Genomic DNA, 26,349 nt, shown 5'->3' on the forward strand with positions numbered 1-26,349 from the left:
TTGGGTTGAATTTTCGTCCAGACGGGATCAGCCCGCCGCGTTCATTGGTCTTCCACGCGCGCGCGGAAAGTCAGGTCGATCCGCCGCAACCCGCCGCTTTCGCGGACCGCTTTGGCCTTGCGAAACCACAGACCGATGAGACGGCCTCGGGACAAAGGCAGATCACCGCCATCCAACGCATCGCTGACAGCACCAGCCACCGCCTTGGCGCTTTGAAATCCCGCGACTTCGCTGACGACCGAGATGACAAAGTCGTGCCAGGCTCCGGCGCCCGACCCATCCGACGCCTCTTTCACGCTCTCAGGCCCAAGCGCCACGTAGACAGACGGCAGCGTTCCGGCGGGCACGGCGTCATAGATGTCACCCCCGACCAGACCGGCCAGTTGGGTGTCGGCCAAAAGCTGCGAGTAGACCGCAGCTTGTAGCGGGCCAGACAGTGCATAGCTCATGCCGCCGTCTCCTCTTCGCAGCTGCAATGCAAATACATCGCGTTGTCGGGATCTTCGTTCACAGCCTCGATCCGAAAGAGCCGTGAGCCCATTGCAAACCTTTGTCCCGCCTGCGGCCGATTGCTGGCTCCTGTGGGGGCTGCACGCACGGTGATCCTGACTGCCGTGACCGAATGAGAGCCGGTCGCCCCGCGCGCCAATCGGCCGCTGCGTGAACGAAGCGCGCCCCAAAGGACGCCAACCGGCTGCCAAGTCTCGGCATAGCCGCCCGCCCCATCCTGCACGCGCTGCGCAGCCTCGAGCACCAGCTTGCGGTTCAAATTGAACCCGCTCATCGGCCAAGCCCCACGCGCACCGGGCGATAGCGGGCAATCAGACTGGTGACGCCAAAAGGCATGCAGCCCTGACCCAGCGATGTGTCATCCCGAAATTCATAGTAATGCGCAGCAAGCAACAAAACTGCTTGCGCGATATCTGCGGGCAGCGCGTCAAAGGCATCGGCATGCCCGGCGTCAAACCGGATTTCCACTGATCCACCTTCCGCAATCTGCGGCAGGGTTCCGCCCGCAGCGCTCAGCTTCGGTTTGAAGGCATCTTTGATCAGGCGATAGCGCTCCGGCTCCACGGTCTGAGCCCCGCCAAATCCGTCAATCACAGTCACTTCAGAGATCGATTGCACCGGCGATACCGGAAAGGTCTGCTCGCTGGCATGACGCCACCGATCAAGCGTCAATAGAAAACCGCGTGTGATCAGCGCTTTGGATGTCCGCGCCTCGATCGCAGCCATTGCGGCACGCAAAAAGGATGCCAGAACCGGATCCTGTACGTCATCTTCGGCAAATCCGGTGCCCAGACGCAGGTGCCGCTTCAGGGCGTCCAGCGGCAGCGCCGCCTCGGGCACCTGTGTTTCTTCCACAAGGATCATATCATCTCTCCGAAATTCCGCCCGGCACCGCGCCGATGCGAATGGGCGCGCGCCAGTCACGTTGCTCGTGCGGAGGGGAGCTGCTGGCCAACATGACCGTTGCCGCGCGCGCCCCCGAAGAACGGGCCACAACGTGGCCCGCCCCTCGTCTCATACGGCTCAGGCAGCGCAGCGCATAAACTTGATCGCTGCAAAATCGCTGACGTCACCGCCGACACGCTTGGTTGCATAGAACAGCACATGCGGCTTGGCGCTGAACGGGTCACGCAGCACGCGCAGATCGGGACGTTCGGCGATTGTGTAGCCGTGTGAAAAATCACCAAACGCGATCGGGAAGGCATCCGCGCCGATATCCGGCATAGCCTCTGCAATCAGCACCGGGTATCCCAGCAAACGGGCGGGCTCACCGGCCGCGAAACCATCGCTCCACAGGTGACGGCCGTCGCCATCTTTCAGCTTTCGCAACGCGCCCGCGGTCTTGGAGTTCATCACAAAGGTTGCGCCAGCGCGATACTGCGCGCCCAGCGCATAGACCAAGGTGATCAGCGCATCACCGTCACCCAGATCAGTCGCAGAGCCACTGTTCACATAGCCGATGTTGCCCCAGCTCCAGCTGTCATCCGCAACGGTAGCGTGATCAAGAAAACCGCGCGGCTTATCGACACCATCACCGTTGACAAATGCATCCGCTTCGGCGCGCGCAAACTTGTCTGCGATACGGCCCGCCAGCCAGCCTTCCACGTCAAAAGCGCTATCGTCCAGCAGGCGCTGAGACACCTTTGGCAGCGCGTTCAACTCGTACAGAGGGATCGAAATGCGGTCGATGGTCGGCGTGCCGGACTCGGCGGATGCGCTGGTCTCATCGGCCCAGCCTGCCCCGGTGTCGTTCTGATCGATCAATACATCAAAAGAAGACGCCTCGACGTTCACGACATTGGCAATCGCCCGGATCGATGCGGTGGATGCCAGTACCGACTTGATCGTGTCCGAAGTCTGTGGATCAACAAGGTATCCGCCATCAGAATTGACAGCCGTAGACATTGCCTTGCCTTCCAGCTCAAGGCCGCGCAGGCCATCGTCATCGCCGGAACGCAGATAGGCATCAAAGGCCTTTTGATGGGGCGCGTCGATCTCGGCTGAGGTCGACAAGGCCGGACGCCCAGCCAGGGCAGTTTTGTGATCAAGCATGGTCAGTCGCTCTTCCTGTTTTTGAAGCTTCGTCGAAAGGTCGGCCTGCAAGGCCTTGAAATCCCCAATAAGTCCCGCCATCGCGGCACTCACCCGGTTGACCGGAGACAGATCTTCCCCGGTCCGAGACTTGGTCCCGGTTTCATTCATGAGGTATCCCCCGTTACTAGAGAGTGGCGCGCGTCAGAGGCCCGCCAGGTTCAGGCGCGCGTCCTCAAGGGCCCGCGCCAACTCATGCAGTTCGGCGTCTTGGGGGCCTTCCCCCTTCGACGCGACCCGCGCACTGGGCAACATCGGGAAAGTGACCAAGGACACCTCCCAAAGCTCCAGATCCTGCAAGAGCCGCTGGCCCTTTTCATTCTTAGTCGATTTCACCGTGCGGTAGCCGATCGACAAACCATCAATCGCACCGGCCGCAATCAGCGCCGCGGCTTCTCGACCCTTTTCCACCATGTCCAGCAAGCGCCCCTTCACATAAAGGCCGCGTTCATCTTCACGCACCTCATCCCAAATACCGATTGGCTGCGCCGGATCATGTTGCCAAAGCATCTTCACAGCACGCCCATCATCTGAGAGCGCCTTGAGACTGCGCGTGTAGGCCCCGCGCGCCACAACGTCTCCGCCCTGATCGCAGGCGCCAAACAGGCTCGCATAGCCTTCGACAACATTGTCTCCGGTCACGGTTACATCGGTACCAATGCGGCAAAACTTGTGTTCCAGGTCCATATCTGACCCCTTCTGCATTTTCATGCGTACGCCCTCATGGTGTCGCAATCATCAATCCTTGAAACGCCTGCGCGAGGATCACACCGGCAACGCCATAGACCGCCAGCCACAGACGCCGTTCCAAGCGTTCCATCAAATCCTCAAGCCGCGTCAGCTTTTCATTCAGCGCCTCGGTCTGCAGTTTGGCGACCCTCTCGTGGGCCTCCAGGCGCAGTGCAGGCGCGCAGGCAAACGGCTCTGATGTTCGGCGCACGTCATTCACCACCCGCCTGCTCCACAGGCGGCAATCCCAACATCGTTCGTTTCTCAGCCGCCGTCAGGAAATCCGCACCGGCAACCCGGTTCCATTGGGCATCCCGCTCAGCCGCCAAGGCCGGGATCTGATCCAGATCGGGCAGCAGAGTGACCGCTTCTCCTGTGAATTGCGCCAGCCAGCGACCAACTGCGGCTGAAACCCGCGACGCCAATGGCAAAACCGTCAGGCGATAGAATGCCCGATGCGCTTCGGCGTAGTTTGCATAGGTCGCTTCACCCGAAATACCCAGCAACATCGGCGGCACTCCAAAGGCCAGCGCCACTTCTCGCGCGGCAGCCTCCTTGGTTTTCTGAAACTCCATATCCGACGGCGAAAAGCCCATCGGTTTCCAGTCCAAACCGCCTTCCAGCAACATGGGGCGACCAGCATTCATCGCGCCTTGATGGTTGGCCTCGACTTCACTGACCAGACGATCATATTGCTCGGCACTCAAGGTGCCCTGACCGTCGGCACCGCGCCAAACAATGGCGCCAGATGGCCGGGCTGCGTTATCCAGCAACCCCTTGGTCCATCGACTTGCACTGTTATGCACATCCACTGCCTGGGCCGCCGCCTGCAAAGGCGACAATCCATAGTGATCGTCTTGCGGATGAAAGTTCTTGATATGGCAGATCGCCGGAACACCACCGCCACTGCAATCAAAGCGATGCTTGCGCCCACCAACACTGTATTCATAGGCAACCGGCCAGCCATCCGCTCCGGGAACAACCCGCATCCGGTCGCTGCGCAACACATGCAGCTCAAACGGTGCGCCACTTTCCCCCGCTACGGCTTCGACATAGCCGTCACCCGACAACAGCAGCTGGCCGTAAAGAGACTCGAACAATTCAGCACGGCCCTGACCCGGGTTTGGCGCCGTGATCAACGACACCAGCGGGTGATCTGCATAGCGGGTGCTGTCATCCTGCAAGACCAGCGGCAATGCGGCAGCCGCCTCGGCGACCAGTTTGACCGCTCGGAACCCTACTGGGTTTCCGGTAAAGGCTTGCTTGGTCAAGGAAACAGTGTCCCGCGGCGACCAGGCCACACGGCCCGCGCTCATATGCGCAACGACTCGTCCTGTCGCCGAAGCTTTGGCTTCGGGCGGCACTGTCACCTGCGCTTTGTTGGTCCGCAGAAAATCAAACACCATTGCGCCTTGCTCCTATGTCTCATTGGCCCGGGACGGACCACATCCACTTGCAGGGGCAGCCCTGCGTCTTGTGAGAGGTTTTAAGCATCAGGCATTAACAGCCCCTGCCACCACCGTGCGCAGCCCGGGCAACACCGCAGACGCATCCCAAAGCGCCTAGCCCAGCAACCTCAGCTTTGGTTGCCCCCAGCCCTGCGCATCGATCATCAAATCGGTCAAAGCCCAAACCAGAGCATCGACACGGTCCGGGCTTCCAGACGCCGCATACCCACCCGTGGTCATCAAACACATCTGAGCTTCCAATTCCTTCAATCCGGCGCAATGCAGCACACGCCCCTGTTCATAGAGTGCCGAAACCGGCTCGGCTCGGACGGCCTTGCCGCGGGTCGCATGCACCTTGCGCACCGCGAGCATCGGATCAACCTGCCGCAACACCTCTTCAACCATGGCGCCACCTTGATTGACTTCGGCAACCACCCGATCTGCCTTCCAGCGTTTCGCCGCCTGAACAGTCGCCTCAGCCCAACCTTTGGGGGATGCGCCCTGCACAGTGGCATCCTCCAGCACAAATGCACGCCAATCCCTTGGCGGGCCGTCTTGGACGACACCAGCCACGATAATCCCGCATTCATCTGCGCCGCGCCCGGTACCCGCCGGAGGGTCGACCGCAACCACAATTCGGCTCATGTCCGGCAACCGGCCCGCCTTGGCCTGCTCGATGCCAGCCATAGTCCACAAGGCGCCATCAACATCTTCGACCAAGGTGCCATCAAGCTCCTGTAGCCCCAGACGTGTGCCTTCGTATCGCGCCCGGACTTCCTCCAGAAAACTGGCCGCCAGATAGGCTCGGTTCGCCTCGGTCGGCGCCCGCGTCACGACAGTGGACGGCAGTTTCAGCAAGTCTTTCAGAACGTCCACATTTCTGGGCGTGGTTGTGACGCATACCCGCGGCTGATCGCCAAGCCGCAGACCAAACTGCAACATGTCCCAAGTGTCTTGCCCCTTGGGCCACTTGGCCAACTCATCTGTCCATGCTCCGTCAAACTGCGGCCCGCGCAGACTTTCGGGGTCATAAGCCGAATATGCGAAGGCCTCGGCTCCATTGGGCCAGATCAGGCAACGGCGGGTGGCATTCCAGCGCGGCTTTCGGTCGGGTGGCGAACAGGCCATGATCCCGCTGTCTCCAAAAATCATGACTTCCCGTACCTGATCGAACGTCTCGCCGATCAGTGCCAATCTCTTGCAGCGCCCCGGGTCCATAGGCCGGGCACCTTCTACCTGGGCACGCACCCATTCAGCCCCGGCACGCGTCTTACCCGCACCACGCCCACCCAGGATCACCCAAGAGCGCCAGTCACCATCCGGGGGAAGCTGGTGTTCATGCGCCCAGAATTCAAACAGGAAAGGGAGCGCAAGGCGCTCCCCCGGAGTCATGTCTTCAAGAAACCTCTCCCGCGCCACAGCAGGCGCGGACGCGAGCAAGACGGCACCCGATCTCAGAGACCGCCGCATCGAGGTCAAGTCCGTAGACATCTGCAATCCCGGCATCCCTTCGTCTGATTTCATCAATTTCTTTCTCCGTTTCCCGACCAGCCTTGAGCCAGTAGCGCAGCTCGGCCAGCAGCTTCTTGTCCTCTCCTTCCGTTTTGATGGTCCCGGCCTCCAACTGATCCTGCAGAGCCTCGATCTGCTGTCTCAGTCCTGTCAGTTGCCGTGCGATGCTATCGCGTTCTTTTTCCAGTCTTTCCGCCTCGGTCTTTGCCGTGATCAGAACCTGGTCCTTGCCGGTTTGGGCAGTATTGGTCATTGCTCGATACCTTTTTTGCCTGTGGGTCCCCCTCCAGGCGAGTGAACGAATAACCAGAGTGCTGTGGACACACTGGTTTGCCCGTGTCGTCCAGCCCTTGAACGCTAGGCCGGAAAGCCTGTTTCTGTCAAAGCCACGAACGCACGCAACCCTCTGAAACAGTTCACAAAAGTTAAGCCGTCATTAACCATGCTTGCCCGCCGGTCGCGGGTCTGGCATCAAGTTCCCAACCAATGAAAAGGAACGCGCCAATGCCCCGTCTGTCTGATCGCATTTGCACTTTGAATGATGCCGGCTCGGACGGATGGGAGGTCTTCTATCGCGCGCGGGAAATGGTGGCCGCCGGGGAACGCGTGATTGAACTGACAATCGGCGAACATGATATCCGGACCGACGCCTCGATCCTCGAAGCCATGCATACCTCGGCCATGTCCGGCCATACAGGCTATGCCATGGTCCCCGGGGTCCGCGATCTGCGCAAGGCGGTCGCGCAACGCGTCGAACAGCGCACAGGCGTTCCGACCAAAGCTGAAAACGTGCTGATCACCCCCGGTGGCCAGGCCGCGCTCTTCGCAACCCATATGGCGGCCTGCCAACCTGGCGACACAGCGCTCTACATAGACCCTTACTATGCAACCTACCCCGGCTCGATCCGTGGCACTTCGGCTGTTCCACACGCGATCCGAACCCGCGCCGACAATGCTTTTCTGCCCGATCGTACAGAGCTCGCGACGGCAGCCCGGACAACACAGGCGAAATCGCTCCTGATCAACTCGCCCAACAATCCAACGGGCACCGTGTATCCGCGCGAAACGCTCATGGATATCGCTGATGTCTGCAAGCAAGAGGATCTCTGGCTTATCTCGGACGAAGTCTACGACACGCAAATCTGGGAAGGCGAACATCTTTCACCTCGTGCACTGCCCGACATGGCCGAACGCACAATGGTGATCGGATCCATGTCCAAAAGCCACGCGATGACCGGCTCGCGCGTGGGGTGGATCGTGGCCCCCAAAGAAGCCATCACCCGCCTGATCGATCTTGCCACCGCCACCACCTATGGCGTGCCCGGTTACATTCAGGACGCCGCGCTTTTCGCACTGAACGCGGGTCCGGAACTTGAGGCAAAGGTGGCCGAGCCCTTTGCGCGTCGCCGTGATCTGGTACTCGGCATTCTGGCAGACCAAAACACCGTCACCGCCATACCCTCAGCCGGCGCAATGTACCTGATGCTGGATATTCGCGCCTCAAGGCTGTCAGGCCGCGACTTTGCAGAGCGCCTGCTTGACCAACACCGAATCGCCGTCATGCCGGGCGAAAGCTTTGGAACCTCGGCTGCGGGCCACATTCGACTGGCACTCACCACCGACGACGCCAAACTCGCCCAAGCCGTGCGCGAACTATGCGCCTTTGCAAAAGACCTCAGCCAATGACCCTGCCATCCTTTCGCAACCTGCACCGCAAGGGCGATCCATTTATCCTTGCCAATGCCTGGGATGCAGGATCGGCCAAGATGCTGCAGGCTCTGGGCGCACAAGCCATCGGCACATCCTCTGCGGCCCATGCCTTCACGCTGGGCAGGCCCGATATGGGCAGCGTCACCCGCGACGAAGCACTGGCCCACGCACAAGACCTGCGCGCCGCCGTGTCTTTGCCCATTTCGGGCGATTTCGAAAACGGTTTTGGGGATGCGCCAGAAACCTGCGCCGAAACCGTTCGTCTGTCGCACGAGGCCGGTTTGTCCGGCATCTCGATCGAAGACACAGCCCTTCCCGGCACGGCGCCCTATGACTCGGCGCTGGCCGTTGAACGCATCCGCGCCGCTGCCTGCGCCGCCCGCTCCCTGCCCGATGATTTTGTCCTCGTGGCCCGCGCAGACGGTGTGATGAACGGGCACTACGACACCCAAGAGGCGATTACCCGCATCCAAGCCTTCGAGGCGGCCGGCGCCGATTGTGTCTACGTGCCGCTTCCTCCTGACATGGAGGCGCTGACACGCATCTGCGCGTCCGTTTCGGTCCCCGTCAACGCTCTGGTCGCAGGTCCCTATACCACGCAATCGCGCGCAGCTTTTGCCGCCGCGGGCGTTGCACGGCTGTCTCTGGGCTCGGCGCTTGCCCGCGCCACGCACCGCGTGATCCGCGATGCCGCGCGCGAAATGTTTGGCGAAGGCACCTTTGGCCCGCTGCGCCAAAGCGTGAGCGGAGACGAGATCGACACACTGCTGAACACATGAACGACCCGGTTTCCTCGATCCGCAACCTTGGCCCCGCGATGGAAGAGGCCTGCGCACAGGCTGGCATTCATTCCGCGCAGGAATTGCGCGACCTTGGGGCAGATGAAGCCTACGCACGGCTGCTGGCGGCAGGCACCAGACCGCATTTCATCGGGTACTACGTGCTTGTCATGGCTTTGCAGGGGCGGCCCTGGAACGATTGCAAGGGCGACGAGAAAAAAGCGCTCAGAGAACGCTTTGACGCCATCAAGGTCAAAGCGAAATCCACTCCTCCGGCGGACGGTCTACCGGCTGAGCTTGCGCAGTTCCTGAACACACATGGTTTGGCGAAACCACGCTAGGCCACAGCAGCGCCCCGACGCGCCCTAACTGGGGCGCCGCTTTGGCGCAGCGTTGCCACCTTTGGCACCCTTGGCTGCAAGCGTGCGCGCCCGGTTTTTCTTGCTGCTTGGCTTACCCTTTGGCGGAGGCGGCCCCTTGCCTGCCCCTTTGCTCTTGCTGCGCTGAGCATCCTTGGGCTTGCCCGGTTTAGACGCTTTGCCGAAATCCTTGCCTGCCTCTTTCGATCCGCGTGGCTTGGGTTTGTCATCTGTTCTGGCTTTGGCCGGCTTGGACTTTTCGACCGGCCCATGCGCCGCGGAATCCTTGGCCTCGTATTTGGGCTTGGGTTTTGACGGTTTGCGATCTTGGGGCTTGGGCTTGCGCTGCCGTGGCTCCGGCGCGTCATTCCAATCAACCGGCGGGGTGCCACCCTTGCGGTGCTTTGGCCCGCTCTTTGAGCCGCGCTCAGGCTTGGGCCGCCGGAAATCGGGCACGTCAGGCGCTTTGTCCAACCGCACGATCGTTTTGCTGCCTTCGATTTTCATTTCCGGGCCAATAGCCGCCAGAAAACCGTCCACGGCTTCTTGGCGGATTTCCACATAGGACTGATCATCGACGATCCGAATGGCGCCAATATCGTCCTTTGTTATGTCGCCTGCCTTACAAACCATAGGCAGCAAATGCTTGGGCGAGGCATTGTCGTTCCGCCCTTCAGACAGCGAAAACCAAACGCTTGGCCCAAAGGCGGCGCGCTTTTTGGGTTTGTCCACATGCATTGCACCCAGCTCCTCGGGGGCGGTGTGGCGCAGCTTGTATTGCCGCAGATAGGCAGCAGCGATCTGTTCGGGCGTAAAGGCCGCCATCAACTGATCAACGGCGTCCCGTTCCGCTTCGGTGACGTCCATCTGCCAGTCATCGGCAGCCAACATGCGCTCGCTGTCCTTTGCATCAACCGCAGATGCCGAGGGCGCCTCACCCCAATCCGCATCCAATTTGGCAAATTTCAGAATGCGTTCGGCCTTTTTGCGCGAGGACGGCACGACAATCAACGCGCTGACGCCCTTGCGCCCGGCCCTGCCCGTTCGGCCCGAACGGTGCAGCAAGGTTTCGTGGCTGCCCGGCAATTCCGCATGCACAACCAGATCCAGCTTGGGAAGATCAATCCCCCGCGCCGCAACATCAGTTGCCACGCAAACCCGCGCACGTCCGTCGCGCATGGCCTGAAGCGCATTGGAACGCTCGCTCTGCGTCAGTTCCCCGGACAATGCCACCACGGGAAACCCGCGGTTCGACAGACGTGTTGTCAGTCGCGCAACCATGGCCCGTGTATTGCAAAAGACGATGGCATTCGGCGCCTCATAATAGCGCAATACGTTGATCACCGCGTTCTCGCCATCACGCGAAGACACCATCATCGCGCGATATTCGATGTCAGCGTGCTGCTGCTTTTCTTCAACCGTCGAAATACGCTCTGCATCGCGCTGATAACTGCGGGCGAGCTTGGCAATCGCGGCCGGAACCGTCGCCGAAAACAACAGTGTTTGCCGCTCGGCCGGTGTCTGCTCCAGAATGAACTCCAGATCTTCGCGAAAACCGAGATCCAGCATTTCATCGGCTTCATCCAGAACCACCGCCCTGACGTTTGTCAGATCAATGGTACCGCGCATGATGTGATCGCGCAGACGTCCGGGCGTTGCCACGACGATATGGCACCCACGCGCCAAAGCACGCCGCTCGTCACGCATGTCCATGCCGCCAACGCAAGACGCCAGAAACGCACCGGCATCGGCGTAAAGCCAGCCCAGTTCCCGCTTCACCTGCAGCGCAAGCTCGCGCGTCGGTGCGATCACCAAGGCAAGCGGCGCGCCGGATGCGTCGAACCGTTCATTGTCATCCAGCAAGGTCGGCGCAATCGCCAAACCGAACCCGATGGTTTTGCCCGAGCCGGTCTGCGCCGAAACCAGCAGGTCGCGCCCCTTGAGGTCAGCGCGGGTTACGGCCTGCTGCACAGGGGTCAAGGAGTCATAGCCCTTGCGGGCAAGAGCATCGGAAAGCGTTTTTATCACGGTGATGGATCTTTGCGTCTGGATCATGAGCCATGCCAAGCAACGCGGCTGCGCGCTACTCAAGGCTAAAGCACGTGCCCTATAGGCTCTGACGGGATTTGTATAGCCACGGTTTCACTCTCGGCCCGAGCATCGCAAGAGCCCTGTCAAAAATGGCAACAGATCGCGACAGAATTTCGCTTTGGATCAGTCTTTACCGCTACGGAAACCGGCGCTAACTTTTAAAGTATTAACGGCGATAAAAATTAGGGAAGACCTATGGCTGAGTTATTCTTGCTCAACGACGGCCGCATCGTGGCGCTTGGCACTGCTTACAACAACAGCGTAAATTCTCAGGCTATCCGCATATTCAACGCTGACGGCTCTGAAATCACATCGGGGCCTGTGTTTTTTGCAACGGGTACTGACTACAACGACGGGTTCGCAGACTTTAATGATCCCATTGTTTTGGTCAGTGAAAACGGCGGCATTCGGATTGTACTGCGCGACTATGGCACCCTCGAAGGCATCGAGTTCGAGTTGGACGCCTCCGGCAACACCACTTCATCCTCGACCTTTACGATCAACAACTCGGATGTTGCGACACCCTATATCGCTGTGACCTCGGCTTATGTTCAAGGATCAGACGGCGATCTCTATTCCGCATCGCTGCAAAATCTGCTGCGCAGCGACGGCGACGGCACATTCATTGACCAAACCCAGCGCCCCGGCGCTTTCGAAAGCGTCGACGACAGCGTTGTCCTTCAGGTCGGCAACCGCATTTTGCGCATCACTCAGGTTGATTCCAGTGACGGTGATGTCGAAATCCGCGGGCAATACTACAACCGAGATGGCACAACGTCTGGCAATGAATTCATTGTCGCAGATGATCTCGAAGCCATTCCGGGCCTCTGGGGCGTAGAAGCCGCCGTTTTGTCAGATGGCCGCATCGCCGTTGCCTATACCAGCGGCCGCACAGGTGATGATGACGACAGCGGATCAACTGTCTTTGTCACGGTTCTCAACGCCAACGGCACCATTGCGGTGGCCGAACAGATCGTCAACACGGGCGACACGACCAGCGACCAGACCTTGGGCGGCGTCTATGCGCTCACCGAAGGTGGCTTTGCCGTCGCCTATGGCAGCCGCGGTTCTGGGTTTGGTACTTCGGACGACTCGGTCAACGTGCGGTTCTACACATCCGAGGGCACCGAATACGAAGACTACAGCCTCGTCGGCAATAATCTGGGCCGATTGGGCACAATCCATGTCTCCACAAGTGCCATTGTCACCGACATGCAACTGGACAGTCCGGTGCGTCTGTTCGAAGCCGGCGGCCCGGACGATCCCGGCCTGACCGGCGATGAGCAGTTCCTCAGCCAGGGCTTTCTTGGCGAACTGGCCGAGGACCCGGACGCCGCTGTTCTGTCAGACGGACGCGTGGTTGTCGTCTACGATCACACGAACCTTAACGGCTACATCCGGATACATGACCCCGAAGACGGAACCACCATCGACGTCGGTGCGCCGATTTCGGACGCAAGTGAAATGCATGTGACGGCACTGGCGGATGGCGGGTTCGCGGTGGCTTACATCACCAGCGTGAACCGGGGCGATCTGTTCATCTCGGTCTACGAGGCGGATGGAACCGTGCGCAGCGGCCCCTCCAGAATCCTCGACGGCGAAGCGGAGCACATCAACATCCAAGCCACCGCGACAGGCTTTGCCGTACACTGGATCGACGACACCGGGACGCTTGACGATGATGGCTACCTGCAATTCTACGATGCGCAGGGCACTGCACTGGCCAACCCGATCGAATATCACGCAGGCTTTGATCAGGACACGCCGGTGGCGATGACAACGCTGAGCGATGGCCGAATGGTGATGCTCTGGACCAACACGAGCGGCGTCGCGCACTACCGCATCTACAATGCCGACGGCACGCCCTCTTCTGCGGTCCGCGATCTGCCATCCTACAGTGGTACGATTGTCGATCCTGTATTGATCGCTACGGATGATGGCGGATTCATTGCTGTCTATGCTTTGGGCACCGACGCAATCACCGGCACCGAAGTGCGCATGACGACCTTCGATGCGTCAGGCAACAGCACCATCTCCGACAGAAACGTGCTGGTGGATGACAGTGTGCCGAACGGCTACCAAAATCTGACGGCAACCATCAACGGCGACGGCCAGCTGCTCATTGCCTACGACTCCTATACTGACGCCGCATCGGAAAGCGATGTGCGCTTCTCGATTTTCGAATTGTCTGGCGAAGAAGTGCTCGTGAACCAGATCGGGTCTGAAAATCTCGAAGATGACCAGATCGAACCGGTGCTGGTTGCACTCAACAATGGCGACAGCTTTCTTGTGTTTGAAGACGACACCAATATCCTGTTCTCCTCACAAAATGCGATCGTTGGCGCGACGATACAGGGCGGCACCTTCCCCATTGCCATGCCCACACCCGGACCAGATATCCTCAGTGGTACAGATGCCGTCGACGACATCGATTTGCTCGCGGGCAACGACACCTATTCGGGCGGTGATGGCGACGACATCATCTTTGGCAACGATGGGATGGACTCTCTGTCGGGCGACGACGGAAACGACCATATACTTGGTGGCAACGATGCGGACACCCTGCGCGGTGGCTTGGGCGATGACACGCTCGACGGTGGAGGCAGCGGTGATGTGCTGGATGGCGGCGATGGCTATGACATTGCCAGCTATGCCAGCGCGGATCGCTCTGTCCGTGTCGATCTTCAGAACCCGGCGATCAGTTTCAACGACGCGGCGGGCGATACGTTTATCAGCATCGAAGAATTCCAGACCGGCGACGGCATCGATCAGCTGCGCGGCGATGCGGGTGACAATATCTTCCGCACCGGCGGCGTTTCAGACCGTCTCTATGGCCGCGCGGGCGACGATATGCTCTTTGGCGAGGCCGGGGCAGACGCCTTCTACGGCGGGCTCGGCGCGGACATCATGACCGGCGGCGACGATGCCGGACGGCGCGATCGCTATATCTATTTCAACGCGGCTGAATCGGGCGTGGGCGATGGCAATCGCGACGTGATCACTGACTTCGTCGCGGGCGAAGACCGGATCGAGCTGAGCCGCATCGACGCCGACATAACGCAGGGTTTCAAGCAGGGCTTCGACTTCATCGGCGACGCGGCGTTTAGCGGAACCGGGGGCGAGCTGCGCTACGAGCAGGTGGGCGGGAATACCATCGTGCAAGCCGACCGCGACGGCGACGGCGCGGCAGATTTCGAGATCGAACTGACCGGAACGATGGACCTGACAGAAAGCGATTTTCTGATTTGATTCCATGAAAACAGCGGCGTGTTGACACCACTGCCCGCCGCTGCAATCCTCAGCTCCAATTATTTTTGACCAAGAAATTTCGAGTTGAGGGGTGATCTGTATGGCAGCATCACAACTGTTCGCGCCATTCGTCGCGACTACGCAAACCGGTGGACCCCAGCGGCATCCAGACATTTCCACCGCGCCGGACGGCAGCGTTGCGATGGTTTGGGAATGGGAAAACAATGACCGAGGCCGGGTTTTACTGCGGATATTCGAACCGGACGGCTCTGCGCGCACAGGCGAAATCCGCGTAGACATTCCGACAGACCACTCAGCCGGCAACCCGGCTGTTCTGGTTCTCACTTCGGGCGTTATCGCGGTTGCCTGGCTGGATCAGGCGACAGACGGCGGGCCGATCAACTACATGCTTCGGCTTTATGACGCAGAAGGCAATCCCCTCAGCGATCCGATCACCGTTATGCCCGCCCAACAAACCCGCTTTTTGAATGATGCGCTCGATCTTGCGCAGCTATCCGACGGTACGATCATCTATGTCGGCGAAGGCATATCCGACGGGCAAAGCCAGAATGCCGGGATCGTCTTTCGCCAACTCGATCAGAATGGCGCGGCCTTGGGCGACATCCAATTGGCCTTTGATCGGGATTTCGTATCGGAATACCACCCCCATGTCGCTGCGCTTGAAAACGGTGGTTTCGTCATCACAGCGTCCGGGGATATTGTTGAAAGCAATTTTGCGGTCAACACCTATGACTTTCAGGTCTTTGGGCCGGACTTGCAGCCCGTTGACGTGACGCTGCCCTCCTTTGAAATACCTTCAGATTACTTCGGCGGCGCGCACGCTCCCCAAGCCGCGGGATTGGTTGGCGGAGGGCTGGCTTTTGCCGTGAACCTCTATGATGATTTCGGAGAACCGGATGGTGTTTCCATCGTGACACTGGATGCATCCGGCAATCCCGGCAATCACGGACTGTTCCAGACCTTTGGGGACTCGGGCGCACAACTGCGCGGCATCGTCGGCACGCCAGACGGAGGGTATGCGGCACTGCTGGTCGTGACAGATGCAGGATTTGACGACAGTCTTCGCTATCTGCGTGTGGATGCCGCAGGTGATGTGGTGATCGACACGCCAATCGACGTTCCCACCAATGACATCGATGTTGGATCGATCGCGCTGGCCCCGGATGGACGGATCTATGTCGCTCAATCCGTGCGGGCGAACACATCGGGAATAGACAACGATGTCTATCTGACGGGCTTCGGGCCTGATTTGTTTGGAATTGATCTGGGCGACGACATGCTCGTGCCGCAACGCGGACCCGGTGAAATCAATGGTCAGGGCGGCACAGACACGGCAGATTATTCAAATGCTGGCGGACGCGTTTTGGTTGATCTCGATCGCGATGTCAGCGGAGAAACCTTTGTGCGTTTCTTTGAGTATGGCGCTGCCAGCGGCAACCGTTTCGTGTCCATTGAGAACATCATAGGCGGGGATCACGCCGACAACCTGCGTGGCGATAGTGGTGCAAATCACATTGCCGGTGGCGGCGTATCTGACCGGCTGTACGGCCGCGAAGGCAATGATACGCTTGACGGTGGTTCAGGTTTTGATGCGATCTTTGGCAACAATGGCGCAGACACGATGATTGGCGGCAGCGGTGCGGACCGTTTCATTTTTTTTCGCGCCTCTGACTCAGGTGTCGGGGATGGCAACCGCGACGTGATCACTGACTTTGTTTCAGGCGAAGACCGGATCGAGATTTCGCGCATTGATGCAGATCTGACCACAGGTGGCAAACAAGGCTTCGACTTCATCGGCGACGCAGCCTTTACCGGAACGGGCGGCGAACTGCGCTATGAGCAGGTCGGCGGCAACACCATCGTGCAAGCCGACCGCGATGGCGACGGTGCTGCGGATTTCGAGATTGAGCTGACCGGGATCACGGACCTGACAGAAAGCGATTTTCTGATTTGATCGGACGTCGCCAGTGGTTTTAAATGGCTGTGGGAATTTCACCCAAATGCGCAGATTAAGTGGAGTAAGTTTTGCTTTCTAACGATCTTTTGTCGCTCGTCGGAGACGCACCTCATTGGCGCTGGAACATAACAGCCCCGACCGGAACCCCGGTCGTTGTGACTTATAGTTTTCCGCAGGAACCTTCTTCATATGATCAGGCCCAGACCGCAAGCAGCTTCATGGCCTTCTCTTCTGCGCACCAAGTCCACATCAGGGCGGCGCTGAACGTTTGGGGCAATGCCTCGGGCCTTGTTTTTGTCGAAGTACCACCGGGCGAAGGCGCGATCCGCTTTTCAATGTTCGACATGTCCGGGCTTCTAAACTCCAGTGGGAACCAGCTGTCGGGCTATGCCTATTTTCCCTCAATGTACTGGTTCACGGACGCCAACGGCGACCCGACCGATTACTACATTCGCCATGATGCGATCGGGGGCGATGTCTTCCTGAACTCCAACTTGTTCGGCTCCAGCGGATCGCTTGTCGCTCCGGGCGTGCGGGGCTTTTCGCTACTGCTGCACGAGATCGGCCATGCACTGGGTTTCGAGCACCCATTCGAGGGCACCTACACAATCAACCCGAACCGCGACAGCGGGATATTCACCGTAATGTCCTACAACCGTTCACGCTCGACGGTAGAGCTTGGATCGTTGGACGAGGAAGCCATCGAGTACATCTACGGTCCCGATTCCGCCGATTTGGATGCTGAATTTGATGCTGCCTTGAATGCCATCATCATCAACGCCCCGAGTACCGACACTTGGCTGCTGCCAGCTTGGCATGGGGCACATCTGTTGACCGGCGGTGCTGGCGACGACTCGCTCTTGGGTGACAACGGCGATGACACCTTGATTGGCGGCGATGGTGACGACTGGCTGCGCGGTGGCGAAGGCGACGATATGCTCTACGACGGTCCCGGCAATGACACCATCGAAGGGGATTTTGGAAATGACACACTGATCGTTCCAGCGGACGTTACCGGGATCGAGATCGCGCTCACTTGGGGTGGCGGCCAGATCACACGTCAGAACGGCGAAGTAGACGAATTGGTCTGGATCGAAACCGTTCAGGTGGTCGGCAATGAAGGCGTGCGGATCACCGGCAGCGCGGCGACCGAAACGCTGATTGGCGGAGACGGTGATGACACCATTCAGAGCATGGGCGGCCTTGACAGCATCAACGGCGGCGCAGGCAATGATGAACTCTATGCCTCTGAATTTGCTTTGACTTATGTAGAAGGTGGCGCCGGCGATGACACTTTGATCGGCGGTTTTGGCAACGACACGCTCGACGGTGGCGGCGGTGCCGATGTGATCGATGGTGGTGACGGCTATGACATTGCCAGTTACGCCAGCGCTGACCGGTCCGTGCGGGTCGATCTTCAGAACCCGGCGATCAGCTTCAACGACGCGGCGGGCGATATGTTTATCAGCATCGAAGAGTTCCAGACCGGAGACGGCATCGACCAGCTACGCGGTGACGCGGGCGACAATATCTTCCGAACGGGTGGCGTTTCAGACCGCCTTTATGGCCGCGCGGGCGACGACATGCTGTTCGGTGAAGCGGGCGCGGATGCCTTCTATGGCGGGCTTGGCGCGGACATCATGACCGGCGGAGACGATGCCGGACGGCGCGACCGCTATATCTACTTCAACGCGGCGGAATCGGGCGTGGGCGACGGCAACCGAGACGTGATCACTGACTTTGTCGCGGGTGAGGATCGCATTGAGCTGAGCCGTATCGACGCCGACATCACGCAGGGCTTCAAGCAAGGCTTCGAGTTCATCGGCGACGCGGCCTTCACCGGCACGGGCGGCGAGTTGCGCTATGAGCAGGCGGGCGGCAACACCATTGTACAGGCCGACCGCGATGGCGACGGCGCTGCGGATTTCGAGATTGAGCTGACCGGAACGATGGATCTGACGGAAAGTGATTTCCTGATTTGATCTCAAAGTCGCGCCGGGCCGCACACCAACGCAGGCCCGGCGCGTACAAGAAATCATTGACGCAGGTCGTTTCCTTGTTTCAAATCCGGCGTCATCACGACTTTAAAGACAAGCATTTGAACGGGGACAAGATATGACCATTTCATTTGACGGTGCGCCGGTTTCCATTGGGCTGTCCAGTGTATCAACAACCACCGGCAGCGGCGGCACGTATCGGGTTGATGACGCGGCCGTATATGTTTCTGGCAATATGGTTGCAGCAATCAACGACGACGGTGTTGTGTTTTCGGCAACGGAATATGCAGACGCCAGCGGCCTTGGGCTGGGTGATCTGCGTCCCTATCATGTGCACGACAATGGCGACGGAACGTTCAACATCTACTATCAGGTGCGCGACGCCGATCCCCTGCCCACGACGATCACCAACTACATCGTAACCATCGATCTTGCCACCGGGACCGCGACAGGCGCCCCGACCGAAGTGACGTCCGGCGCGTTCAGCGTGACCGACAACTCAATGATCTACACCGCCCATTCTCTGCCGGACGGAAACATATTTGTCGTGCCTTTCAGTTTCGAAGGCGACGAGGTTCTGATCACCGATGCTGACGGAACAGTTCTTCACACAGGTGATACCGTCGGTGGCCGTGGATTTTCAGCAGTCCAACAGCACGGATCAGACGTAACGGTTTCGAATGGCCATATCTTCTATGCTTATGTCGACAGTCAGGCAGGCGAAGCGGGCTCAACCTACCTGCAGATTTTTGACCTTCAGGGCAATCAGGTGGTCGCCCCGTTCGAAGTCAGCGACGCCGAAGGCACGGGCTTTGGCGTGCCGCCCTCTGTTCAGGTCGAAACCCTGTCAGACGGCCGGGTCGTCGTTGTCTGGACCGATGCAGGAACGCAGCCAGAAGACGATGATGGTACATCGGTCTGGTTCAAGATCTACAATTCTGACGGAACGCTCAGCGTGGATTCCACGCTGGTGAATACGATCACCGGCGGCAATCAGGATACGCCTTTGCTGATTGCCACGCAAAGCGGCTTTATCATTGGCTACACAGTGTTTTCGTTCTCACCCAGTTTCGTCAACGAAGGCCGACTGCGGGAATATGACAATGACGGCAACCTGATTGACGAAATGGACGCGGCCTTTGGCGCTGGCGCCAGTCAGGCCATCCGGATCGACAACAACTCAGCCATTTTGCTGTCCGGCAACGCCTATGAACTGATCCTGCCCGGTGCCGAAGGCTCGCTGGATGACCCACCGGTTTCCTCGACCCCCACCCCGGGCAACGACAGCCTCGTGGGCACCTCTGCAGACGAACTGGTCGACGCGCTGGCAGGCGACGATACCATCGTGAACAATGGCGGCTCGGATACCTTTATTGGCGGTCCAGGCACGGATTTGCTCATCACCGATGTGACAGGACTAGCAGATGATGTGCTCAGGTTTGACGCCGTCGCTGGTTTCCATGGGCGTTTGGATGGGACAGTCGGTGCTGACGAAGTTTCAGAGATCGAGAACTTTACGATGATCGGGTCTTGGGATGCTACCGTGACCGGGGACGATGCAGACAATGTGTTCATCACCGACAGTGGCATGGACACGCTGGATGGCGGCGCTGGGGATGATTTGTTGCAGGCGGGTGGCTCGGATGACTACTTGCTGGGCGGCGACGGCGTCGACACGCTTGAAGGCGGCGATGGCGATGACACGCTCGACGGCGGTGGCAGCGGTGATGTGATCGACGGGGGCGATGGCTATGACATCGCGAGTTATGCCTCGGCTGACCGGTCCGTGCGGGTCGATCTTCAGAACCCCGCGATCAGCTTTAACGACGCGGCGGGCGACACCTTCATCAGTATCGAGGAATTCCAGACCGGCGATGGCATCGATCAGCTGCGCGGCGATGCGGGCGACAATATCTTCCGAACGGGTGGCGTTTCAGACCGCCTCTATGGCCGCGCGGGCGATGATATGCTCTTTGGCGAGGCGGGCGCGGATGCCTTCTATGGCGGTCTGGGTGCAGACATCATGACCGGCGGAGATGATGCCGGACGGCGCGACCGCTATATCTACTTCAACGCCGCTGAATCGGGCGTGGGCGACGGCAACCGCGACGTGATCACTGACTTCGTCGCGGGCGAAGACCGGATCGAGCTGAGCCGCATCGACGCCGACCTGACGCAGGGCTTCAAGCAGGGCTTCGACTTCATCGGCGACGCGGCCTTCACCGGCACGGGTGGCGAACTGCGCTATGAGCAGGTCGGCGGCAACACCATCGTGCAAGCCGACCGCGATGGCGATGGCGCTGCCGATTTCGAGATTGAGCTGACGGGTCTGATGGACCTGACGGAAAGCGATTTCCTGATCTAAGCAGGCCCGCCACCGTTCAACAGAAAAAGCCGCAACCCTTGGGTCGCGGCTTTTTTGACTTGTTAGACCGTTCGGCGATTAGCCGACCAGTTCGAGACCGGAGAAGAAGTACGCGATCTCTTCTTTGGCTGTCTCAGGCGCGTCCGAGCCGTGAACCGAGTTTTCGCCAACGGACTCAGCGAATTCTGCGCGGATGGTGCCAGCCGCGGCATCTGCCGGGTTTGTGGCGCCCATGACTTCACGGTTCTTGGTGATGGCGTTTTCGCCTTCGAGAACCTGCGCAACGATCGGCGCGGAGGCCATGAATTCACACAGTTCGTCGTAGAACGGGCGCTCTGCGTGGACTTTGTAGAATTCACCAGCCTGCGCCTTGCTCAGGTGGATGCGCTTTTGTGCGACAATGCGCAGACCTGCCTCTTCGAACTTGGCATTGATCTTGCCGGTCAGGTTACGGCGGGTTGCATCGGGCTTGATGATCGAGAACGTGCGCTCAAGGGCCATTGGTCTCACTCCTGTGGATAGGCCGGAAAGCTCCGGCAGGTCAAAATTCGGCGCACGCGTATCACGGGTCTTTGTCCTTGGAAAGACCTATGCGCCCTGCCCCTGTCCTCGATCAAGCCTGTGGCCAAGAATGGCCGAAAACAGCGACGCCCCGACCACGCCCATCAAAAGCAGCAGCAGGCGCGTTGCGCTGGCCTCGTCCGCCAAAGTGATCGTCGTTACCATGGACATGGCCGCAATCACCAGATTGCCCAAAGCCCCGCAGATGCCCGATGCCGTTCCGGCCAGCCGGGGTCGAACCGCCAGCGCCAGCGCATTGGCATTCGCCAGCGTCAGGCCATTGCCGACACCCACCCAGATCGTGACTGCGTAGAAAACCCAAACCGGCGGCGTGGTGATTGAAAAGACCACAAATCCCGCGCCCAGCCCAAGCAAGGAGGCAAGGCGCCCCACAACAATCAGGCGAAACGGCCCAAACCGGTGAACCGTACGCGCTGACAAGGCCGAGGCCGCCATGAAGCCCATGGTTACTGAGCCTAGCCCAATCCCGATTTGCCCGGAATCAAGCCCATAGAGCGCCGCGGCTACAAAGGGCGAGCCAACAAGGAACACGTAAAACCCACCGGCCCCCAGCGCCTGACAAAATGCAAATGCCCAGAACCGCGCCTCGCGCAGCAGCATCCGGCGCCGTTCGGGTGTCTCGGCTGTGCGGTCCGGTCGGGTTTCAGCCAGATCACGCAGCACCCAGATCAAAAGCCCGGCGCCGGTCAGCGCGTAAAAGACAAAGATCGAGCGCCACCCAAATTGCACATCCAGAAATCCGCCCAGGACGGGCGCCATCATGGGCACAATGGCCATGGCCGAGGATATGGTGGCCAGCTTGGCAGCCGCCATCGGCCCGTCAAACAGATCGCGCACCATGGCAGCCACCAGAATACCGGCCGTCATGGCAACCGCCTGAACCGTGCGCGCCGCCAGAAAAACAACGATATCCTGCGCGAAGACACAGACCAGGGACGACGCCGCATAGATTGACAGAACCGACACGATCACAGGCCTGCGCCCAACCCTGTCGGACAGCGGCCCCAGCAGCAGCTGCAATCCGGCGGCCGCGATCATGTAGGCTGTCACCGACAGGCCGATCGTGGCTTCGTTGACGCCGAATTCGGACTGCATGGCCGGCAGCGCGGGCAGAAACATCGTGGTGCTGATGACCGTCAGCGCCGTCAGCAACACGAAGGTTATCAGATGGGGCGCAGGCTTGGTCATGACCCCGGCTAGCATAGCCCCCGGTCCTCTGCTAGAGCGCGTCCTATGTTGCGCATTGAATCCATAAACTACTCGGTCGAAGGCCGCCCTTTGTTCGAAGAGGCCTCTGCCACCATCCCGGATGGTCACAAGGTCGGGCTCGTCGGGCCCAATGGCGCGGGGAAAACCACGCTGTTCCGTCTGATCAAGGGCGACCTGACACTGGACGGCGGCAGCATCACCCTGCCCTCCCGCGCGAGAATCGGCGGGGTCGCTCAGGAAGTGGCCGCTTCGGACACCTCGCTGATCGATACGGTGCTTGAGGCCGATGTGGAACGCGATGCGCTGATGCGCGAATCCGAAACCGCCACGGGCGAACGCATGGCCGAGGTGCAAACCCGGCTTGCCGATATCGACGCCTGGAGCGCCGAAGCCCGCGCGGCTACGATTCTCAAGGGTTTGGGGTTTGACGACGCCGAACAGCGCATGCCCTGCTCTGCCTTTTCCGGAGGTTGGCGGATGCGCGTGGCGCTGGCCGGGGTGCTTTTTGCTCAGCCTGATCTGCTGCTGCTGGACGAGCCGACCAACTATCTCGATCTCGAAGGCGCGCTCTGGCTGGAAAGCTATCTGGCCAGATACCCGCACACCGTGATCGTGATCAGCCACGACCGCGGCCTGCTCAACCGCGCAGTTGGCAGCATTCTGCATCTCGAGGACCGCAAGCTGACCTACTACGGCGTGCCCTACGACGGCTTTGCCAAACAGCGTGCGGAACGCCGCGCGCAGCTGACCGCCACCGCTCGAAAGCAACAAGAGCGGCGCGCGCACCTGCAAGGCTTTGTCGATCGGTTCCGCGCCAAGGCCAGCAAGGCCAAGCAGGCGCAGGCGCGTCTGAAGATGATCGAACGCATGGATATGGTCACACCTCCGGAAGAGGCGGCCAAACGGGTGTTCAAATTTCCACAACCGGATGAGCTGTCACCGCCCATCATCAATATCGAGGGTGGCTCAACCGGCTATGGCGAAACCGTCATTCTGAACCGGCTTAACCTGCGGATCGATCAGGATGATCGCATCGCGCTGCTTGGCAAGAACGGTCAGGGCAAATCGACTCTGTCCAAGTTGCTCTCGGACCGCCTGCCCCTGATCGAAGGGCGTATGGGGCGCTCTTCGAAACTGCGGATCGGCTATTTCGCACAGCATCAGGTGGATGAGCTTTATCTGGACGAAACGCCTTTGCAGCATCTTCAGCGGGAACGGCCGGACACGCCGCCTGCCAAACTGCGCGCCACATTGGCGGGCTTTGGCCTGCAAGCAGCACAAAGCGACACCGAAGTTGCACGGCTCTCGGGCGGACAAAAAGCGCGTCTTTCCCTGTTGCTCGCTACATTGGACGCGCCGCATCTGCTGATCCTTGACGAGCCGACGAACCACCTCGACATCGAATCCCGCGAAGCACTGGTCGAAGCGCTGACCGCCTATTCCGGCGCTGTGATCCTCGTCAGTCACGACATGCACCTGCTGTCGATGGTGGCTGATCGGCTTTGGCTGGTCTCGGGCGGCACCGTGCGCCCCTACGAAGAAGATCTGGATGCCTATCGCAGTATGCTGCTGACCCCGGACAAGCCGGTGAAACCAGCAAAAGCGGACAAACCCAAACCGGCCCGGCCATCGCGCGATCAGATTCTCGAAATGCGTAGCGAGGTTCGCAAATGCGAGGCGCGCGTGGAAAAGATCGAAGAAATGCGCGACAAACTGGCCAAGAAACTGGCTGACCCTGCTCTTTACGAAGACACGCGCGTGGGTGAGTTGGCAACCTGGAACCGCAAATACGCCGAAGTGATGGAAGGGCTGGGCAAAGCCGAAAGCCTCTGGGAAGCCGCCGTAGAGCGGCTGGAGAAGGCAGAAGGATGATGCATCAGCCCGATCTGGACAGCCGGCATTCGAGTCGATAGCCCTGCCCTATGGACGCAGCATTTTTCATAACGGCCTTTGCAACGCTCTTTGTTGTCATTGACCCCATCGGCCTGACGCCGATGTTCATCGCATTGACGCAAGGCAGTGATGCGGCACACCGGCGTGCGGTTGCCATTCGTGCCTGCGTGATTTCCTTTATCGTCCTGACACTGTTTGCATTTTTCGGCGAGGCCGTTCTCGGCTTTATCGGGATCGGCATGCCTGCGTTCCGGATTGCAGGCGGCATTTTGTTGTTCCTGACCGCGCTCGACATGCTGTTTGAACGGCGCACCAAACGGCGCGAAGACCAAAGTGAAGCCGAAGAATTCCCCGACCCATCCGTATTTCCTATGGCTATCCCGCTGATCGCGGGTCCCGGCGCGATTGCGTCGATCATCCTTTTGGCTGGCGACGCACAGGATATCACACAGCAACTGGGTGTGCTGGCGGTCATGGGCTTTGTTGTGCTGATCGCGCTGTTGCTGTTCCTGACGGCCGGACCCATCGAACGCGGGCTTGGACGAACGGGCATCACCGTGGTCACCCGCCTGCTGGGCATGTTGCTGGCGGCGCTTTCGGTCCAGTTTGTGCTGGACGGTCTGCGCGACTTTGGTCTGTCCGCACTGGGCTGAGCCTTGCACCAAGGGCTGGCAATCGCGCGCCCGGTTCATACATTGAGCACAGGACAACACAGGATCACCCATGGACTCTTTCGAAGTTGGAAACCTGATTTATCTGGTGCTCTTGGCATCGGTGCTGGGGTTTTGGTTCTTTGTTCAGAACCGCGACAGCCTGTCCACCAAAGTCAAACAGGCCGCCGCCTGGGGTTTTATCATTCTGGGAACCATCGCGGTGGTCGGACTGTGGGAGGACATTTCGCGCACCGTCACCCAAAGACAGGTCGCCTTTGTCGAGGATGGGCGGATCGAACTGCCCCGGAACCCGGACGGACATTATTATGCGACCGTCGATCTGAACGGCGCGCCCGTACGCTTTGTGGTCGACACTGGCGCAACCTCGGTGGTTCTGACCCGTCAGGATGCGGAACGGGCCGGTCTGGACGAAGCCAGCTTGGTGTTCTTCTCCGAAGCCATGACAGCCAACGGGATCGTCCGCACCGCGCCGGTGACCCTGAAAGAGGTCGGCTTTGGCCCGTTCACCGATCAGGGCGTTCGCGCCTATGTGAACGAAGGACGCATGGATCAATCGTTGCTCGGGATGTCTTATTTGCAGCGCTTCGACCGGATCGAGATATCCGGCGACCGGTTGGTTCTGGAGCGCTAAGACCGGTTCCGCGTTCTTCCGCTCTTGGCCATGTGTACTCCAAGAACCCAAGAAAAAATGGGCCGACGCTCAGCCGCTGGCTGCATCGGATTCGGCTTTCTTTTCCCATCGTCCGGATTCCTCTGACCAATATTGCGCGGCGCAGCCCGCGGTGGTCAGGGCTTTCCACTGGCCGCGCGCACGATCCAGAGCCTCTGGATCATGACCGTCAAACAGCACACAAACCCGCTCCATCGCGTTGACGTCCTCGGCCGAAATATCGGCACCGTCCACGCTCATCAGGCAGGACGGATCATTGGCCGCGGCCCCTGTTGTCAACAGGATCGGCTGGTCCGCGTCATGCGGACCCCCGGCCAGACCGTGGGGCAAGAACCCATCCTCCGGCGACAGCCACAACTGCTGATCCAGCCATTCCAGTCGTGCAGCTTCCGTGCCGCGCACTGCCACCCGCCACCCTGCCGCCAGCGATTTTTCCAGCAGCAGGGGCAATGTGACTTCGAGCGGTGCTCGCGTCAGGTGGTAGAAATACGCCGCGCCCAAAG

General features: G+C 59.8%; 23 protein-coding genes. 10 read left to right on the forward strand and 13 right to left on the reverse strand.

Annotated elements, in window-relative coordinates; translation table 11 throughout:
• Positions 1-41 precede the first annotated feature (41 nt).
• The 9 genes from PFY00_RS08040 to PFY00_RS08080 all read right to left on the reverse strand — a co-directional run bounded on the left by PFY00_RS08040 (position 42) and on the right by PFY00_RS08080 (position 6,543).
• On the reverse strand, positions 42-449 hold the full coding sequence (locus PFY00_RS08040; protein ID WP_271432018.1) for a DUF3168 domain-containing protein: 408 nt from the start codon (positions 447-449) through the stop codon (positions 42-44).
• Positions 446-784, reverse strand: coding sequence for a head-tail adaptor protein (locus PFY00_RS08045; protein WP_271432019.1), 339 nt, complete (start codon positions 782-784; stop codon positions 446-448). The genes PFY00_RS08040 and PFY00_RS08045 overlap by 4 nt, the downstream gene beginning before the upstream one ends.
• On the reverse strand, positions 781-1,374 hold the full coding sequence (locus PFY00_RS08050) for a head-tail connector protein (RefSeq protein WP_271432020.1): 594 nt from the start codon (positions 1,372-1,374) through the stop codon (positions 781-783). The genes PFY00_RS08045 and PFY00_RS08050 overlap by 4 nt, the downstream gene beginning before the upstream one ends.
• A 159-nt stretch (positions 1,375-1,533) precedes the next feature.
• A complete protein-coding gene (locus tag PFY00_RS08055; protein ID WP_271432021.1) occupies positions 1,534-2,712 on the reverse strand; it encodes a phage major capsid protein in 1,179 nt (392 codons plus the stop codon).
• A 33-nt stretch (positions 2,713-2,745) separates the two neighbouring features.
• Positions 2,746-3,288, reverse strand: a complete 543-nt coding sequence (locus PFY00_RS08060) for an HK97 family phage prohead protease (RefSeq protein ID WP_271432022.1) — start codon at positions 3,286-3,288, stop codon at positions 2,746-2,748.
• Positions 3,289-3,322: 34 nt separating this feature from the next.
• Positions 3,323-3,550 (reverse strand): GTA head formation protein, RCAP_rcc01685 family, encoded by a 228-nt coding sequence (locus PFY00_RS08065; RefSeq protein WP_271432023.1) that lies wholly within the window; start codon positions 3,548-3,550, stop codon positions 3,323-3,325.
• Positions 3,543-4,736: a phage portal protein gene (locus tag PFY00_RS08070; protein ID WP_271432024.1), complete on the reverse strand. Its 1,194-nt coding sequence runs from the start codon at positions 4,734-4,736 to the stop codon at positions 3,543-3,545. The genes PFY00_RS08065 and PFY00_RS08070 overlap by 8 nt, the downstream gene beginning before the upstream one ends.
• A gap of 156 nt (positions 4,737-4,892) precedes the next feature.
• Positions 4,893-6,248 carry a DNA-packaging protein gene (locus PFY00_RS08075; RefSeq protein WP_456300437.1) on the reverse strand — a complete coding sequence of 452 codons (1,356 nt, stop codon included), beginning with the start codon at positions 6,246-6,248 and terminating at the stop codon, positions 4,893-4,895.
• Positions 6,175-6,543 (reverse strand): hypothetical protein, encoded by a 369-nt coding sequence (locus PFY00_RS08080; RefSeq protein WP_271432026.1) that lies wholly within the window; start codon positions 6,541-6,543, stop codon positions 6,175-6,177. Before PFY00_RS08080 ends, PFY00_RS08075 begins: the two co-directional genes overlap by 74 nt.
• A gap of 251 nt (positions 6,544-6,794) precedes the next feature.
• Here PFY00_RS08080 and PFY00_RS08085 point away from each other — a divergent pair, with 251 nt between their 5' ends.
• From PFY00_RS08085 to PFY00_RS08095, 3 genes are read left to right on the forward strand one after another with little or no spacing between them, the layout of a single operon-like run.
• Positions 6,795-7,976, forward strand: a complete 1,182-nt coding sequence (locus PFY00_RS08085; protein ID WP_271432027.1) for a pyridoxal phosphate-dependent aminotransferase — start codon at positions 6,795-6,797, stop codon at positions 7,974-7,976.
• A complete protein-coding gene (locus tag PFY00_RS08090) occupies positions 7,973-8,779 on the forward strand; it encodes an isocitrate lyase/PEP mutase family protein (protein ID WP_271432028.1) in 807 nt (268 codons plus the stop codon). The genes PFY00_RS08085 and PFY00_RS08090 overlap by 4 nt, the downstream gene beginning before the upstream one ends.
• Positions 8,776-9,120 (forward strand): TfoX/Sxy family protein, encoded by a 345-nt coding sequence (locus tag PFY00_RS08095; RefSeq protein WP_271432029.1) that lies wholly within the window; start codon positions 8,776-8,778, stop codon positions 9,118-9,120. Before PFY00_RS08090 ends, PFY00_RS08095 begins: the two co-directional genes overlap by 4 nt.
• Positions 9,121-9,144: 24 nt before the next feature.
• Here the strand turns inward: PFY00_RS08095 and PFY00_RS08100 are convergent, their stop codons facing one another.
• Positions 9,145-11,193 (reverse strand): DEAD/DEAH box helicase, encoded by a 2,049-nt coding sequence (locus PFY00_RS08100; protein ID WP_271432030.1) that lies wholly within the window; start codon positions 11,191-11,193, stop codon positions 9,145-9,147.
• Positions 11,194-11,424: 231 nt separating this feature from the next.
• Here PFY00_RS08100 and PFY00_RS08105 point away from each other — a divergent pair, with 231 nt between their 5' ends.
• The 4 genes from PFY00_RS08105 to PFY00_RS08120 all read left to right on the forward strand — a co-directional run bounded on the left by PFY00_RS08105 (position 11,425) and on the right by PFY00_RS08120 (position 20,818).
• Positions 11,425-14,478, forward strand: a complete 3,054-nt coding sequence (locus PFY00_RS08105) for a calcium-binding protein (protein WP_271432031.1) — start codon at positions 11,425-11,427, stop codon at positions 14,476-14,478.
• A 100-nt stretch (positions 14,479-14,578) separates the two neighbouring features.
• Entirely contained in the window at positions 14,579-16,453 is a 1,875-nt protein-coding gene (locus tag PFY00_RS08110; protein ID WP_271432032.1) for a calcium-binding protein, read from the forward strand.
• A gap of 221 nt (positions 16,454-16,674) precedes the next feature.
• Positions 16,675-18,438, forward strand: coding sequence for a M10 family metallopeptidase C-terminal domain-containing protein (locus PFY00_RS08115; RefSeq protein ID WP_271432033.1), 1,764 nt, complete (start codon positions 16,675-16,677; stop codon positions 18,436-18,438).
• 133 nt (positions 18,439-18,571) lie between these two features.
• Positions 18,572-20,818 (forward strand): calcium-binding protein, encoded by a 2,247-nt coding sequence (locus PFY00_RS08120; RefSeq protein WP_271432034.1) that lies wholly within the window; start codon positions 18,572-18,574, stop codon positions 20,816-20,818.
• Positions 20,819-20,896: 78 nt separating this feature from the next.
• Here the strand turns inward: PFY00_RS08120 and ndk are convergent, their stop codons facing one another.
• Positions 20,897-21,319 carry a nucleoside-diphosphate kinase gene (ndk, locus tag PFY00_RS08125; RefSeq protein ID WP_271432035.1) on the reverse strand — a complete coding sequence of 141 codons (423 nt, stop codon included), beginning with the start codon at positions 21,317-21,319 and terminating at the stop codon, positions 20,897-20,899.
• Between the two features lie 87 nt (positions 21,320-21,406).
• Positions 21,407-22,588 (reverse strand): multidrug effflux MFS transporter, encoded by a 1,182-nt coding sequence (locus PFY00_RS08130; protein WP_271432036.1) that lies wholly within the window; start codon positions 22,586-22,588, stop codon positions 21,407-21,409.
• A 45-nt stretch (positions 22,589-22,633) separates the two neighbouring features.
• On the opposite strand from PFY00_RS08130, the gene PFY00_RS08135 reads away from it, so the two are divergent.
• From PFY00_RS08135 to PFY00_RS08145, 3 genes are all read left to right on the forward strand, one after another.
• Positions 22,634-24,481: an ABC-F family ATP-binding cassette domain-containing protein gene (locus tag PFY00_RS08135; RefSeq protein WP_271432037.1), complete on the forward strand. Its 1,848-nt coding sequence runs from the start codon at positions 22,634-22,636 to the stop codon at positions 24,479-24,481.
• A gap of 50 nt (positions 24,482-24,531) precedes the next feature.
• Positions 24,532-25,155: a MarC family protein gene (locus tag PFY00_RS08140; protein ID WP_271432038.1), complete on the forward strand. Its 624-nt coding sequence runs from the start codon at positions 24,532-24,534 to the stop codon at positions 25,153-25,155.
• Positions 25,156-25,225: 70 nt separating this feature from the next.
• Positions 25,226-25,807, forward strand: coding sequence for a retropepsin-like aspartic protease family protein (locus tag PFY00_RS08145; protein ID WP_271432039.1), 582 nt, complete (start codon positions 25,226-25,228; stop codon positions 25,805-25,807).
• Positions 25,808-25,876: 69 nt separating this feature from the next.
• Here PFY00_RS08145 and PFY00_RS08150 read toward each other — a convergent pair whose 3' ends face one another.
• Positions 25,877-26,347, reverse strand: coding sequence for a DNA polymerase III subunit chi (locus PFY00_RS08150; protein ID WP_271432040.1), 471 nt, complete (start codon positions 26,345-26,347; stop codon positions 25,877-25,879).
• Positions 26,348-26,349 lie beyond the last annotated feature (2 nt).

Origin of the sequence: Thalassococcus lentus (assembly GCF_028023555.1) — a bacterium.
GTDB classification, from domain to species: Bacteria; Pseudomonadota; Alphaproteobacteria; order Rhodobacterales; family Rhodobacteraceae; genus Thalassococcus_A; species Thalassococcus_A lentus.

Bases quoted from the DNA above. Each gene is read 5' to 3' on its own strand.
- PFY00_RS08040 (WP_271432018.1), bottom strand. From the start codon at position 449: ATGAGCTATGCACTGTCTGGCCCGCTACAAGCTGCGGTCTACTCGCAG.
- PFY00_RS08045 (WP_271432019.1), bottom strand. From the start codon at position 784: ATGAGCGGGTTCAATTTGAACCGCAAGCTGGTGCTCGAGGCTGCGCAG.
- PFY00_RS08050 (WP_271432020.1), bottom strand. From the start codon at position 1,374: ATGATCCTTGTGGAAGAAACACAGGTGCCCGAGGCGGCGCTGCCGCTG.
- PFY00_RS08055 (WP_271432021.1), bottom strand. From the start codon at position 2,712: ATGAATGAAACCGGGACCAAGTCTCGGACCGGGGAAGATCTGTCTCCG.
- PFY00_RS08060 (WP_271432022.1), bottom strand. From the start codon at position 3,288: ATGGACCTGGAACACAAGTTTTGCCGCATTGGTACCGATGTAACCGTG.
- PFY00_RS08070 (WP_271432024.1), bottom strand. From the start codon at position 4,736: ATGGTGTTTGATTTTCTGCGGACCAACAAAGCGCAGGTGACAGTGCCG.
- PFY00_RS08075 (WP_456300437.1), bottom strand. From the start codon at position 6,248: ATGCGGCGGTCTCTGAGATCGGGTGCCGTCTTGCTCGCGTCCGCGCCT.
- PFY00_RS08080 (WP_271432026.1), bottom strand. From the start codon at position 6,543: ATGACCAATACTGCCCAAACCGGCAAGGACCAGGTTCTGATCACGGCA.
- PFY00_RS08085 (WP_271432027.1), top strand. From the start codon at position 6,795: ATGCCCCGTCTGTCTGATCGCATTTGCACTTTGAATGATGCCGGCTCG.
- PFY00_RS08090 (WP_271432028.1), top strand. From the start codon at position 7,973: ATGACCCTGCCATCCTTTCGCAACCTGCACCGCAAGGGCGATCCATTT.
- PFY00_RS08095 (WP_271432029.1), top strand. From the start codon at position 8,776: ATGAACGACCCGGTTTCCTCGATCCGCAACCTTGGCCCCGCGATGGAA.
- PFY00_RS08100 (WP_271432030.1), bottom strand. From the start codon at position 11,193: ATGATCCAGACGCAAAGATCCATCACCGTGATAAAAACGCTTTCCGAT.
- PFY00_RS08105 (WP_271432031.1), top strand. From the start codon at position 11,425: ATGGCTGAGTTATTCTTGCTCAACGACGGCCGCATCGTGGCGCTTGGC.
- PFY00_RS08110 (WP_271432032.1), top strand. From the start codon at position 14,579: ATGGCAGCATCACAACTGTTCGCGCCATTCGTCGCGACTACGCAAACC.
- PFY00_RS08115 (WP_271432033.1), top strand. From the start codon at position 16,675: ATGGCCTTCTCTTCTGCGCACCAAGTCCACATCAGGGCGGCGCTGAAC.
- PFY00_RS08120 (WP_271432034.1), top strand. From the start codon at position 18,572: ATGACCATTTCATTTGACGGTGCGCCGGTTTCCATTGGGCTGTCCAGT.
- ndk (WP_271432035.1), bottom strand. From the start codon at position 21,319: ATGGCCCTTGAGCGCACGTTCTCGATCATCAAGCCCGATGCAACCCGC.
- PFY00_RS08130 (WP_271432036.1), bottom strand. From the start codon at position 22,588: ATGACCAAGCCTGCGCCCCATCTGATAACCTTCGTGTTGCTGACGGCG.
- PFY00_RS08135 (WP_271432037.1), top strand. From the start codon at position 22,634: ATGTTGCGCATTGAATCCATAAACTACTCGGTCGAAGGCCGCCCTTTG.
- PFY00_RS08140 (WP_271432038.1), top strand. From the start codon at position 24,532: ATGGACGCAGCATTTTTCATAACGGCCTTTGCAACGCTCTTTGTTGTC.
- PFY00_RS08145 (WP_271432039.1), top strand. From the start codon at position 25,226: ATGGACTCTTTCGAAGTTGGAAACCTGATTTATCTGGTGCTCTTGGCA.